12 protein-coding genes are annotated in these 13397 nt (G+C 70.8%); 8 read left to right on the top strand and 4 right to left on the bottom strand.

Features of this window, described 5'->3' with window-relative positions; all coding sequences use genetic code 11:
- Nucleotides 1-15: 15 nt before the first annotated feature.
- The 6 genes from LPW41_RS05355 to LPW41_RS05330 all read left to right on the top strand — a co-directional run bounded on the left by LPW41_RS05355 (nt 16) and on the right by LPW41_RS05330 (nt 6246).
- On the top strand, nt 16-291 hold the full coding sequence (locus tag LPW41_RS05355; RefSeq protein WP_144828979.1) for an HPr family phosphocarrier protein: 276 nt from the start codon (nt 16-18) through the stop codon (nt 289-291).
- Between the two features lie 15 nt (nt 292-306).
- Nucleotides 307-1992, top strand: a complete 1686-nt coding sequence (gene ptsP / locus LPW41_RS05350) for a phosphoenolpyruvate--protein phosphotransferase (protein WP_230704293.1) — start codon at nt 307-309, stop codon at nt 1990-1992.
- Nucleotides 1993-2087: 95 nt separating this feature from the next.
- Nucleotides 2088-3752 carry a PTS mannitol transporter subunit IICB gene (locus tag LPW41_RS05345; RefSeq protein ID WP_230704292.1) on the top strand — a complete coding sequence of 555 codons (1665 nt, stop codon included), beginning with the start codon at nt 2088-2090 and terminating at the stop codon, nt 3750-3752.
- A 104-nt stretch (nt 3753-3856) separates the two neighbouring features.
- Nucleotides 3857-4294 carry a PTS sugar transporter subunit IIA gene (locus tag LPW41_RS05340; RefSeq protein WP_144828987.1) on the top strand — a complete coding sequence of 146 codons (438 nt, stop codon included), beginning with the start codon at nt 3857-3859 and terminating at the stop codon, nt 4292-4294.
- Complete coding sequence (locus tag LPW41_RS05335) at nt 4291-5442, top strand: mannitol-1-phosphate 5-dehydrogenase (protein ID WP_154096055.1); 1152 nt, start codon at nt 4291-4293, stop codon at nt 5440-5442. The genes LPW41_RS05340 and LPW41_RS05335 overlap by 4 nt, the downstream gene beginning before the upstream one ends.
- A 21-nt stretch (nt 5443-5463) precedes the next feature.
- On the top strand, nt 5464-6246 hold the full coding sequence (locus tag LPW41_RS05330; RefSeq protein ID WP_144828993.1) for an alpha/beta hydrolase: 783 nt from the start codon (nt 5464-5466) through the stop codon (nt 6244-6246).
- Between the two features lie 602 nt (nt 6247-6848).
- Here the strand turns inward: LPW41_RS05330 and LPW41_RS05325 are convergent.
- The 4 genes from LPW41_RS05325 to LPW41_RS05310 form a co-directional block, all read right to left on the bottom strand.
- Nucleotides 6849-7436, bottom strand: coding sequence for a hypothetical protein (locus LPW41_RS05325; protein WP_230704291.1), 588 nt, complete (start codon nt 7434-7436; stop codon nt 6849-6851).
- A gap of 246 nt (nt 7437-7682) precedes the next feature.
- Entirely contained in the window at nt 7683-9344 is a 1662-nt protein-coding gene (locus LPW41_RS05320; protein WP_230704290.1) for a tripartite tricarboxylate transporter permease, read from the bottom strand.
- Nucleotides 9345-9356: 12 nt separating this feature from the next.
- Nucleotides 9357-9908 (bottom strand): tripartite tricarboxylate transporter TctB family protein, encoded by a 552-nt coding sequence (locus LPW41_RS05315; protein WP_230704289.1) that lies wholly within the window; start codon nt 9906-9908, stop codon nt 9357-9359.
- Nucleotides 9905-10921, bottom strand: coding sequence for a tripartite tricarboxylate transporter substrate binding protein (locus tag LPW41_RS05310; RefSeq protein ID WP_230704288.1), 1017 nt, complete (start codon nt 10919-10921; stop codon nt 9905-9907). Before LPW41_RS05310 ends, LPW41_RS05315 begins: the two co-directional genes overlap by 4 nt.
- 169 nt (nt 10922-11090) lie before the next feature.
- Between LPW41_RS05310 and LPW41_RS05305 the strand changes: the two genes are divergently transcribed.
- Nucleotides 11091-12665: an ATP-binding protein gene (locus tag LPW41_RS05305; RefSeq protein ID WP_230704287.1), complete on the top strand. Its 1575-nt coding sequence runs from the start codon at nt 11091-11093 to the stop codon at nt 12663-12665.
- Entirely contained in the window at nt 12665-13342 is a 678-nt protein-coding gene (locus LPW41_RS05300; RefSeq protein ID WP_186325399.1) for a response regulator, read from the top strand. The genes LPW41_RS05305 and LPW41_RS05300 overlap by 1 nt, the downstream gene beginning before the upstream one ends.
- The last annotated feature ends 55 nt before the right edge of the window (nt 13343-13397 follow it).

Raw genomic sequence — 13397 nt, 5'->3', positions numbered from 1 at the left:
ACGGAGAGGACACTCATGCCCCACCTGACCCGCACCGTCCGCATCGGCTCGTCGCACGGCCTGCACGCCCGCCCCGCGAAGCTCTTCGCGCAGGCCGCGAAAGACTCCGGCATCCCCGTCACCCTCGCCAAAGACGCCGGAAAGCCGGTCAACGCCGCGAGCATCCTGGGGATCATCGCCCTGGGGCTCGAGCAGGGCGACTACGTGACCCTCGTCGCCGACGGCGACAACGCCGAGGCGACGCTGGAGCGCCTCGCCGAACTTCTGACCACCGACCACGACGCCGAGTAAAGGAAACACAGCACCATGACGGAACTCCGTGGAGTCGGAATCGGACTGGGCGTCGCCCAGGGACCCATCGCGCGCATGGCCGAGCCCCTGCCCGCCCCGAAGGACGCCAAGAGCGAGCTCTCGGTCGACGACGAGACCGCCCGCGTGCGCGAGGCCATCGGCGCCGTCGCCCGCGAGCTGGAGGCCCGCGGCGCGGAGGCCGGTGGCGCCGCCCGCGACGTGCTCGAGGCGCAGGCGATGATCGCCGAAGACCCCACCCTCGAAGCCGAGGTCGACGCGCGCCTGGCCGCCGGCAAGACCGGCGAGTTCGCGGTGCACGACGCCTTCGCTTCGTTCCGCGAGCAGCTCGTGGCCCTCGGCGGCTACCTCGGCGAGCGCGCGGCCGACCTCGACGACGTCGCCCAGCGCGTGATCGCGCGCCTCCGCGGCGTCGCGGCCCCCGGCATCCCCGACCCCGGTCACCCCTTCGTGCTGGTCGCGAAAGACCTCGCCCCGGCCGACACCGCCCTGCTCGACCTCGACAAGGTGCTGGCCCTGGTCACCACCGAGGGCGGCCCCACCTCGCACACCGCGATCCTGGCCCGCGAGAAGTCGATCGTCGCGGTCGTCGGCGCCGCCGGCGCGAAGGACCTCGTCGACGGCCAGACGGTGATCGTGGATGCCGCCGCCGGCGTCGTGACCGTCGACCCGAGCGCCGACGACCTGGCGCGGGCCGAGAACCGTGCCGCAGCCCGAGCCGCCTCGGCATCCGCCCCCATCACCGACGGCGCCCTCGCCGACGGCACGAAGGTCCCCCTGCTGGCCAACCTCGGCAAGCCCGGCGGAGCGGGCGAGGCCGTCGAGCTCGGCGCCGAGGGCGTGGGCCTGTTCCGCACCGAGTTCCTCTTCCTCAGCTCCAGCTCGGCCCCCACGGTCGAGGAGCAGCGCGCGGCGTACATCGAGCTGCTCAGCGCCTTCCCCGGCAAGAAGGTCGTCGTGCGCGTGCTCGACGCCGGCGCCGACAAGCCCCTGCCGTTCCTCAACGACGCGCACGAAGAGAATCCCGCGCTGGGTCTGCGTGGCCTGCGCGCCCTCCGCGCCAGCGAGGACATCCTGCGCGAGCAGCTGACGGCCCTCGCCGAAGCGGATGCCGCGACCCGGGCGTCCGAGTCCGGCCCCGCCGACCTGTGGGTCATGGCGCCCATGGTCTCGACCGTCGAGGAGACCCGGTACTTCACCGCGCTGGCGAAGGACTACGGCCTCAAGACGACCGGCGTCATGGTCGAGGTCCCCTCCTCGGCTCTCCTGGCCGACCGCATCCTCGAGATCGCCGACTTCGCCTCGATCGGCACGAACGACCTGACGCAGTACACGCTCGCCGCCGACCGCCTGCTCGGCTCGGTCGCGTCGTTCCAGGACCCGTGGCATCCGGCCGTTCTCCGCCTCATCCGCGAGGTCGGGGCCGCGGGCCGCACGCACGGCAAGCCCGTCGGCATCTGCGGAGAGGCCGCGGCCGACCCGATGCTCGCCGTCGTGCTCGTCGGGCTCGGCGCCACCACGCTGTCGATGGCCCCCACGGCCCTCGCCGACGTGCGCGCGACCCTGCTCACCCACACTCTCGACGATGCCCGCCGCATCGCCGAGGCCGCCCTGGCCGCGGACGACGCGGCCTCCGCCCGCGAGGCAGCCCAGGCCGCCTCCTCTCTCGTCCACACCCCGTGAACCCCGGGGCGGTTCCGGCCGCCCCGTCGACACCGCGGCGAAAGCCGTACCCCCCACACGGCCCCGGCCGTACAGCCAGTCAAGGAGACACAGCAATGACGACGACGTCACCCGCCAAGAAGCCGGGAGGGGCACGGATCGCAGTCCAGCGATTCGGTACGTTCCTCTCCGGCATGATCATGCCGAACATCGCGGCGTTCATCGCATGGGGCTTCATCACCATGCTCTTCATCCCCGCCGGATTCTTCGGTGCCAACAGCCCGTTCGGCTGGCACTGGGCCCCGGTCGCCGAGATCCTCGGCGGAGGCGGCAACGCCGCGACCATCAACTGGCCCGGCGCCATGACCGCGCTCACGGCCAACGAAGACGGCAGCACCTACCAGGGCTACGTCGGCCTGGTCAGCGTCATGATCACCTACCTGCTGCCGCTGCTGATCGCCAACACCGGTGGACGCATCGTCTACGGCGCCCGCGGTGGCGTCGTGGCGACCATCGCCGTGATGGGTGTCATCGTCGGTACCAACATCCCGATGTTCCTCGGCGCGATGATCATGGGCCCGCTCGCGGCCTGGGTCACCAAGCAGATGGACAAGCTGTGGGACGGCAAGATCCGCCCCGGCTTCGAGATGCTCGTGAACAACTTCTCCGCCGGCATCCTGGGCATGATCCTCGCGATCATCGGCTTCTTCGCCTTCGGTCCGGTCTTCCTCGGCATCAGCGCGGTCCTCGGCAGCATCGTCGCGTTCCTCGTGCAGTTCAACCTGCTCCCGGTGCTGTCGATCATCGTCGAGCCGGCCAAGGTGCTGTTCCTCAACAACGCCATCAACCACGGCGTCTTCACCCCGCTCGGCATCGAGCAGGCGGCGGAGTCGGGCAAGTCGATCCTGTTCCTCATCGAGGCGAACCCCGGCCCCGGCCTGGGTCTGCTGCTCGCCTTCACCTTCTTCGGTGTCGGTGCGGCCAAGGCGTCGGCTCCCGGCGCGATCATCATCCAGTTCCTCGGCGGCATCCACGAGATCTACTTCCCGTACGCCCTCGCGAAGCCCATGACGATCCTCGCGCTGATCGCCGGTGGCGCCTCGGGTGTCGCGACGAACATGATCTTCCAGGGCGGCCTGGCCTTCCCGGCCGCGCCCGGCAGCATCATCGCCGTCACCGTCGCCGCGATCGGTGCCGGTCCCGCCAACCTCCTGGTGGTCTACCTCTCGGTGGTCGTCGCCGCCGTCGTGACATTCCTGGTGGCCGGCATCATCCTCCGCGCCTCGCGCAAGCGCGACCAGGAGGCCGAGGGCGACAGCTTCGCCGCCGCCATCGACCAGACCGCCGCGAACAAGGGCAAGGAGTCGTCGGCCCTCGGCGCCCTCCGCACCCGCGCCGCCGGCACCACCGGTTCGGGCACGACCGAGGCGGCCGACCGCGATGTCGACGCCGCCCTCGGCGGCGCCGCCGGAGCCGTGGCGACCAAGCAGCTGAACAACATCGTGTTCGCCTGCGACGCCGGCATGGGCTCCTCGGCCATGGGCGCCAGCGTCCTGCGCAACAAGATCAAGAAGGCCGGCATCGACGGCGTCACGGTCACCAACCAGGCGATCGCGAACCTCGACGGCTCGGCCGACCTGGTCATCACGCAGAACCAGCTCACCGACCGCGCCAAGGCGCAGTCGCCCGACTCGCTGCACGTGTCGGTCGACAACTTCATGAACTCGCCGAAGTACGACGAGGTCGTGGAGATGGTGCGCGCCCAGCACGAGACCAAGTAATCCCCTAGCACGCCAGGGGTCGGTGCGTCAGCCCGACCCCTGGCGTCTTCCCGTCCGGCCCGCGGTTTGCGAGGCTGGACAGCACGACGAGAAAGGCGAGAACCATGTCGAACGTCCTCCGCAGCGAATCCGTCCGCATCCACCCCGGCAGTGCCACCCGCGAGGAGGCGATGAAGGAGGCCGCCGACCTGCTCCAGGCCACCGGCGCCGTCACCGCCGACTACTTCGCCGCCATGCAGCAGCGCGAAGAGACCGTGTCGACGTACATGGGCAACGAGCTCGCGATCCCGCACGGCACCAACGAGACCAAGCAGGCCATCCTCGAGTCGGGCCTCTCCGTCGTGCGCTACGACGGCGGCGTCGACTGGGGCGGGGAGCCCGTCACCTTCGTCATCGGCATCGCCGGCAAGGGCGACGAGCACCTCGAGATCCTGTCGCAGATCGCGATCTTGTTCTCCGAGGAGGACGACGTCGCACGCCTGAAGACCGCCTCCTCCCCCGAGGAGCTCTTCCAGGCCCTCTCGGGCTCCGTCAACGCATGAAGGCCGTCCACTTCGGCGCCGGCAACATCGGCCGGGGCTTCGTCGGTCTGCTGCTGCACGAGGGCGGATACGACCTCGTCTTCTCCGACGTCTCGGCGGCCCTCGTCGAGGCGATCAACTCGGCGTCGTCGTACACGGTCCACGAGGTGGGCGACGGAGGCGTCGACAAGCAGGTGACCAACTTCCGCGCGATCGACAGCTCGGTCGACGCGGAGGCCCTCGTCGACGAGATCGCCACCGCCGACGTGGTGACCACCGCCGTCGGCCCGACGATCCTGAAGTTCGTCGCCCCGCACATCGTCGCGGGCCTCGCATTGCGCGACCCCGCGCTCCCGCCGCTGCAGATCATGGCGTGCGAGAACGCGATCGGCGCGACCGACCAGCTGCGCGAGCACGTGGTGGAGCTGGCCGGCGAGTCGTGGGACGCCCTGGCGGCCCGTGCCGTGTTCGCCAACACCGCGGTCGACCGCATCGTTCCGGCGCAGGCCCAGGGCGGCGTCGACGTCACCGTCGAGCCCTTCTACGAGTGGGCGATCGAGGCCGCGCCGTTCGGCGACACCCCGCCGCACATCCCGGGGGCGCACTTCGTCGACGACCTCGAGCCGTACATCGAGCGCAAGCTCTTCACCGTGAACACCGGGCACGCCACCACCGCGTACTTCGGCGCGCAGGCGGGCATCGAGCGCATCTCCGACGCCCTCGCGAACCCCGAGATCGCGGCGAAGGTCGAGGCCGCACTCGAGGAGACCAGCGCGCTGCTGGTCGAGAAGCACGAGCTGGATGCCGGCGTGCAGAGCGAGTACCGCTCGACGATCCTGCGCCGCTTCCGCAACGCCGCCCTCCCCGACACCGTGTGGCGCGTGGGACGTCAGCCGCTGCGCAAGCTCTCGCGTCACGAGCGTTTCGTCGGGCCCGCCGCCGAGGCTGTGGAACGGAGCCTGCCCGTCGACGCCCTCGTCGCCGCCATGGCCGCCGCCCTCGAGTTCTCGGACACCGAGGACACCCAGGCCGTCGACCTGCAGCGCATGCTGCGCGAGCTCGATGCCGAGGCGTTCACCGCCGAGGTCACCGGGCTGGACGCTGCGCACCCGCTGTACGCGCGCATCGTCGAGATCGTCGCGGCCCGCAGGGCGGCGCTGCCCGCCTGAGCCCCGCGTTACCCTCGACAGGTGACCGACACGACCCCGTCCGACGCCGGCGGAGCGCCCCGAGCGCCCCGCCGGCGTCGTCGTCTTCTGCGCTGGATCCTCGGGGGTCTGGCCGCGATCGTCGTCCTGCTGATCGGCGGCATCCTGATCTACACGCAGGTGGGTGTCATGGGTGCCGAAGCCGAGCCTCTCGCGGCCGCCGAGGCGAACCCCGGCCTCACGATCAGCTCCGACGGCACGGGCATCGTGCTCTCCCCCACCTCGGGCGCGACCGGGCAGGGGCTCGTGTTCATCCCGGGCGCGAAGGTCGAGGCCGAGGGCTATATCGCGACCTTCGTCGACACGGTCGTCGACGACGGCATCACCGTCGTCATCACCCGTCCGTGGCTGAACCTCGCCTTCTTCGACCCGCGGCCGTTGTCGACGTTCACGGAGCTCGCGCCCGGAGTGTCGAGCTGGGCGGTCGGCGGTCACTCCCTCGGCGGCGTCCGGGCCTGCCAGTTGGCATCCGACGCCGATGCCCTGGTGCTGTTCGCCTCGTACTGCGCGAACGACCTCTCGGCATCCGGTCTGCCCGTCCTGAGCCTGTCGGGTTCGGAGGACGGACTCTCGACTCCCCAGAAGATCGCGGATGCCAAAGGCGAACTCCCCGCGAATGCGACGTTCGTGGAGATCCCCGGTGCCTCGCACGCGTCGTTCGGCGCGTACGGCCCGCAGCCCGGCGACGGCACCCCCACGGCCGATCCGGCCGAGGTCGACCGCGTCATCGCCGACGAGCTGGCGGGGTTTCTGCCGCGGCCGTGAGGGCGAGCGTCGCGAGCGGCTGCGCGCGGTCCTGGGCCGAACTCCGGAGATTCCTCGCGTTTCCGCGGAAATCGCGACCGGATCAGGGTCTTCGAGTCAGGATCTCCGGAGTTGTGCTCGCCCCGCGCACGACCGGCCGATGACGCGGCGCGACGACGAGACGTCGGTGGCGTGAACGGCTGCCGGAGGGCTCCTTCCGTTGCGTGCGTAACTCCGGAGATCGAAAGACCCGGGCCACCGGAAACCCGCCTCCCGCGCCGCACGCAGCCGATTCTCCGGAGTTCAGCCCCCTCCACACAGTCCCTCCCCAGGTGCCCGGCGCCGCGTGTTGTTCACAGATCCGGCTTTGACGCAGGTGCAGGGGGCGCTTTGGACCCCACGGTGGAGCGATGACGAACCCTCTCGAGTGGCCGACCGACCTCCCCCGGCTCGTATGGAATTCGTCGATGCTGCGCGACGCGGGGATGTCGCGCCGGGCGATCGATTCCGCGGTACGAAGCGGAGCACTCCAGCGCGTTCGTCGGGGCTCGTACGTGCCCGCCGGCTCCCGGCCGGATCTCGTCGAGTCCGCGAGCCTCGGCGGACGTCTCGACTGCGTCAGCCTATTGGAGGCAGTCGGCGTCTTCGTCCGTCGCCGCTCTGGGCTGCACGTCCAACAGGAGTCGCACGCCAGCCGACGTCCAGCCGCTCCGAAGGGAGTCCGTTATCACTGGCGGCGCTCCACGGCGCCCCGAGAGAGCGCGGTCACCGACCTCGTGGAAGCGCTTGTGCAGGCAGTCCGATGCCAGACGCCACGTGACGCCGTCGCCACGCTCGACAGCGCGTGGCACCTGGGCCATGTCGACGAACGCGACATCGCGGACATCTTCGTGAGGCTTCCTCACCGGTTCAGCGTCCTCCGCGGTCTGCTGGACAGACGCAGCGAGTCCGGCATCGAGTCGCTGGTCCGGCTCGTCTTGCGGAGTATCGGATGCCACGTCGAACTCCAGGTGCGGATCAAGGGCGTCGGCCGCGTGGACTTTCTGGTCGACGGCTGGCTCATCGTCGAGTGCGACAGCCAGCAGTTCCATGGCGACTGGCAGACCGTCAAACGCGACCGACGTCGTGACCTTGCCGCCGTCGAGCGCGGCTTCGTTCCGATCAGACTCCTCGCGGAAGATGTGCTGTTCCATCACGACGAGGTTCGGCACTCGCTCGAGCCCTCGTTCGCCGTGGGCCGTTACTGCCCGGCCTGTGACGCGGTCGGCCCGCGCCGCTCCCTCGGTACCCAACTCCGGAGATATGCGCCGGGACCCGCCCTCACACCGCCCCGAGGGGTCGATCGTCACTCGATCTCCGGAGTTGTGCACATCGCGGTGCTCGAACCCCCGCCGAACGTTCACGACACGCCGCTCCCCGCGCCCGGGAGCGGCGTGTCGTGGACACTCGACAGGGTGTCACTCCCGCGGAGGCTCGCCCCGCGCAGTCCCCGCCTTCTCGGCCGCGAGTTCGGCGCGGATCGACTCCGTCCGCACGTCGGTCGGGCGCTCGCCCGGCTCCCACAGGTGGTCGACCGCGGCCTGCGGGTGCCCCTCGGTCGCGGCGAGCGAGGCCTCCAGCGCCCGCTCGTACCGGCTCTGCCGACGCTTCAGCCACAGGCCCACCACGAGGAACACGGCCAACAGCACGTACGCGCTCGCGGCGAACGGGTGCAGCACGAGGTCGGCGACGTTGCCCTGGCTCAGCTGCAGCGCCTTGCGCAGCTGCTGCTCGCCCATGGGCCCGAGGATCAGACCCACGATGAGCGGGGCGATCGGGAAGCCGAAGCGCCTCATGAAGTACCCGAGCGCTCCCACGATGAGCAGGATCACGATGTCGAGCGTCGAGAAGCTCACCGCGTAGGCGCCCAGCACCGCGAAGGTGAGGATGCCCGCGTACAGGTACGGACGCGGGATCTGCAGCACCTTCACCCACAGGCCCGCCAGCGGCAGGTTCAGCACGATCAGCAGCACGTTGCCGATGTACAGGCTCGCGATCAGCGCCCACACGAGGTCGCCCTGGTTCTGGAAGAGCTGGGGTCCGGGCTGGATGCCGTAGGACTGGAACGCCGTGATGATGATGGCCGCGGTCGCCGTCGTCGGAAGACCCAGGGTCAGGAGCGGCACGAGCACGCCCGCCGCGGCGGCGTTGTTGGCCGCCTCGGGACCGGCGACGCCCTCGATTGCGCCGCGACCGAACTGCTCCTTGTTCTTCGACAGCTTCTTCTCGCTCGCGTACGACAGGAAGGTCGCCACGTCGGCCCCGCCGGCGGGGATGGTGCCGATCGGGAAGCCGATGAAGGTGCCGCGCAGCCACGGCTTCCACGAGCGCTTCCAGTCCTCTCGCGTCATCCAGCTGCGCCAGCCGCGCGTGACGGGGATGACCGGGACCGTACCGTGCCGAAGGCGCGCGGCGACGTACAGGGTCTCGCCGACGGCGAAGAGGCCGACGGCCACGAGCACGACGCTCACGCCGTCGGAGAGGGCCAGCACGCCCATCGTGTACCGCGCCTGACCGGTCGTCGCCTCGGTGCCGATCAAGCCCACGAGCAGTCCGATGCCGAGCGAGGCGAGGCCGCGCGCGGGCGAGGAGCCCAGCAGGGCCCCCACGGTGATGAACGCGACCACGATGAGGGCGACGAAGTCGGCCGGGGAGAGGTTGACCGCGAAGCGCGCCAGCAGGGGCGCGAACAGGGTCAGCAACGCCGTGGCGATCGTGCCGGCGATGAATGAGCCGATCGCCGCGGTGGCCAGGGCCGCCGCTCCACGACCGAGCTTGGCCATCTTGTTGCCCTCGATCGCGGTGATGACCGAGGCCGACTCGCCGGGGGTGTTCAGCAGGATGCTGGTGGTCGAGCCCCCGTACATCCCGCCGTAGTAGATCCCGGCGAAGGTGATGATGGCCGCCGTCGGCGACAGCGAGTAGGTCAGCGGCAGCAGCAGCGCCACCGTCATGGCGGGTCCGATGCCCGGGAGCACTCCGACCGCGGTTCCGATGACGACGCCGAGCAGCGCGAACAGCAGGTACTCCGGCTGCAGCGCGGTGGCGAATCCCTCCATGAGGGAGTTGACAGCATCCATGTCGACGGTCTCCTAGCCGAACAGGGGTCCGGGGCCGTACCACCAGTCGAAGGCGGCCCCGCGAGGAAGGAAGAGGCCCAGGCCCTCACCGAAGAGGAGCTGGGTGCCGATGCCGATGACGAGACCGACGAGGAAGGCGACCCAGGGGCGCTTGGCACCGAGGGTCCAGGCGACGCCGCCGAACAGCAGGGCGGCGACCATCCACCAGCCGAGCAGTTCGAGAAGCAGCAGCACGGCGACCATCAGGGCGACGAGCTTGAGGATCGTCCACCAGTCGGTCGTGGCGTCGGGGTCGATGTCCTCGCCCTCTTCGCGCGGGGCGACCTGGCCCCGCAGCGCCGCGACGACGAGCGCCGCACCCGAGCCGAGCAGGATGACCGCGACGGCGAAGGGGAACACCTGGGGGCCGATCGCGGCCCCTGCGGGCACCCGAATGGCGAAGGCCCCGGCGAGGGCGAAGACGCCGAGGCCGAAGACGACGCCCGCGAAGATCGCGTTGCCGATCCGGTCGGCGTCCCACCGGGGGCGGGCGGTCGCCGGCCCCGGTGCGTCGGTCGTCGTCACGACACCAGCCCGATGTTCTTCAGGGTGCCCGACACGTCGACAATGTTCTCGTCGACGAACGTGGTGAACTCCTCGCCCGTGAGGAAGGCGTCGGTCCAGCCGCGCTCCTCGAGCACGCTCTTCCACGCGTCGGAGGAGTGCATGTCGGTCACGAGCTTGGTCAGGCCCTCGGCATCCGCTTCGCTGATTCCGCCGGGTGCGAGCAGTCCGCGCCAGTTCGTGTAGACGACGTCGAAGCCCTCGCTGGTCATCGTCGGCACGTCGGGCAGCAGCGTCGCGGGCTCCTCGCTCGACACGGCGAGCGCACGCAGGTCGCCCGAGTCGACGTACTCGGCGAACTCGCCCACGCCCGAGATTCCGGCCGCGGCGTTGTTGCCGAGCAGCAGCGACACGGCCTCGCCGCCACCGGCGTTGGGCACGTAGTTGAGCTTCGTGGTGATGTCGGCGCCTGTGAGCCCGGCCTCTTCGAGCAGGAGGCCCGCGAGGATGTGGTCGGCACCGCCGGCCGAACCGCCGGTGATGGTCACGGCCTGCCCGTCGGCGACGACGGCGTCGACGAGGTCTTTCAGCGTCTTGTACTCGCTCGCCGCGGGCACCACGACCACGAGGGGCTCCTCGGTGAGGCGGGCGATCGGGGTGGTGTCCTCGATGCGGTTCTCGGCCGCGTTGGTCTCGACGGCTCCCACCATCACCAGGCCCGTGACCATGAGCGTGTAGGGGTCGCGCTCGTTGGCGAGCGAGGCCAGGCCGACGGTGCCGCCGGCGCCGCCGACGTTGCTGACGGCCGCGGTGCCGACGAGGTCGCCTGCGGTGAGCACGTCCGAGACGGCGCGACCGGTCTGGTCCCAGCCACCACCCGGGTCGGCGGGGACGACGATGTTCACGGCGTCGATGGATGCGGCATCCTGCGACGCCGCTGATCCCCCGGCTCCCGCACCCTGCGGGTTGCACGCGGTGAGGGCCACGACCGACAGCGCGGCCAGCGGGACGAGGGCAAAGGTGGTGCGACGCATGCGCGGTACTCCTCTTCGAGTTCGAGGAGGCTCCGTCGCCTCCCCGCTGATCGCTCACGGTAGGCAGAGCAGGCGGATGCCGTCGCGCTTGCGCAACTAAGACCGAGTTCGGCAACTATTGGTCGCGCTCGACCGTCGGCCGGGTGCGGGTGACGAGAGAGAATGAACCGTGGTCCGAGCACTGTCGCTGAGACTGCAGCTGTTGCTGCTGCAGGCGTTGATCGTGTGCGTCGTGACCCTTGGAGCCGGCGTCGTCACCGTGTGGATCCAGGAGAGCGCGATCCGCGACTCCTACCGCGAGCGCATGGTGGGCGTCGCCCTGTCGATCGCGCGCCTGCCCGTCATCGTCGAGGCGTTCGACGACCCCGACCCCTCCGTCGCGATCCAGCCCGTCGCCGAGGTGATCCGCGAGGCGTCGTCGCTGACCTATGTCGTGGTGACCGACCCCTCCGGCATCCGCTTCTCGCACCCGAATCCCGACCGCATCGGCGAGAACGTGTCGACCGATCCATCGATCCCCCTGTCGGGGCAGGTCTGGTCGGGCACCGAGACCGGCACGCTCGGCGAGTCGTATCGCGTGAAGGTGCCGGTCTTCGCCGACGGCGACGAGGAGGGCGCGCAGGTCATCGGCTCGGTCTCGGTCGGGGTGCTGGAGTCCGAGCTGGCCGCCGACCTGCAATCGCGCCTGCCGGGCCTACTGCTGGCCTTCGGCGGCGCGGCGGTGGCGGGGGTGTTCGGCGCCGCCTGGGTCGCGGCGCTCATCAGACGCCGCATCTTCGGTCTGGAGCCCGACGAGATCGCCGAGATGGTCGGTGAGCGCGAGACGATGCTGCACCGCCTCAGCGAGGGCGTGGTGCGGGTGGACCACCGCGGCATCGTCACGAGCGCCAACGACGCCGCCGAGAGGCTCATCGGCCGCGGTCCGCTCGTGGGTCGGCGCGCGGACGAGACGCTCGACGGCCCGCTGCTGCAGGTCATGGAAGACGGTGAGCCCGAGGGGCGACTGGTCTTGGCCGGAGAACGCCCCGTCATCGCCCGCTCGACCGGCCTGCGCGACGACCGCGGTCGCTCGGTGGGGGCGACCCTGCTGCTGCGTGATCACAGCGAACTCCACGAGGCGCTGCGCCAGATGGACGGCCAGCAATCGCTGACCGAGGGACTGCGGGCGCAGGCGCACGAGTTCGCCAACTCGCTGCACGTGGTCTCGGGCCTGCTGGAACTCGGCGCCTACGACGACGCCCGCGACTTCATCGCGCGGGTGCGGCCCGGCGGTCCCCTCGATCCTGGTCCGGATGCCGCGGCCCTGGGCAGCGAGTTGACGGCGCTGCTGTCGGTCAAGCTCGCCCGCTCGCGCGAGCTCGACGTCGCCCTCGAGGTCGCGGCCCTCGGCACCCCGGCTCCCGAGGTGGTCGGCGACCTCGTCACGGTCGTCGGCAACCTGGTCGACAACGCGCTGGAGGCCTGTCGCCCCGGCGATCGTCTGCGGGTCGAGGTCGATGCCACCGGGCCCGGGGTGCACGTGCGGGTCGACGACAGCGGAGCGGGGGTGCCGGCCGCTCTGCGCGAGCACGTCTTCGACGAGGGCGTGAGCACCAAGGACACCCGCGACCGTGCCCGCGGCATCGGGCTCGCCCTCGTGCGCCGTGTGGCGCGGCGGCGCGGCGGCGACGCCCGCGTCGTGCCGTCCCCGCTGGGCGGCGCCCGGTTCGAGGTGTCGCTGCCCGTGGCGGAGAGGGTCTCATGATGCTGCGGGTGCTGGTGGTCGACGACATCCCCGCGGTCGCGTCTCTGCACGGCCGGTTCGTCTCGGCGCATCCGGCGTGCGAGCTGGTCGGGACGGCAGGAAGCGGTCCGGATGCCGTGACGGCGATCGACCGTCTCCGCCCCGACCTCGTGTTGCTCGACGTTCACCTCCCCGGCTTCTCGGGACTCGATGCGCTCCGCGCCGTACGCGCCGACGCGGACCTGCCCCAGCCCGAGGTGATCGCCGTCACCGCCGCTCGTGACGTCGACACCGTGCGCACCGCCCGGCTCATGGGCGTGCAGCACTACCTGGTGAAGCCCTTCACCGCGGGTGAGCTGCACGCGCGCATCGACGACGTGCTCGCCGAACGCCGATCGTCGGCCGCGGTCGCGGGCTCTCTCGACCAGCAGGGCGTCGATGCCGTGCTCCGACCGGTCACCCGCCGCCCGCTGCCGAAGGGCCTGTCGCGGCCCACCCTGGATCTGGTGCGCTCGGCGCTGGTCGAGCTCGGTTCCGCGAGCGCCTCGGAGGTCGCCGATCGCCTCGGGCTCTCGCGGGTCAGCTGCCGCCGCTACCTCGAGCACATCGCCGAGGACGGCGAGTGCACCCGCAGCCTCGACTACTCGACGGCCGGTCGGCCGAGCACGCGCTACACGGTGGTCGGTGCCGCGCCCTGAGCGTCCCGCTCACTCGGCGCCCCGTCCACACCCCCGTTGAGTGTCCACACACACC

It is taken from the genome of Microbacterium sp. JC 701, assembly GCF_021026215.1.
Classification (GTDB): domain Bacteria; phylum Actinomycetota; class Actinomycetes; order Actinomycetales; family Microbacteriaceae; genus Microbacterium; species Microbacterium algihabitans.
The sequence above is the reverse complement of the archived record's forward strand: the minus strand, read 5'-3'. Positions and strand labels throughout refer to the sequence as shown.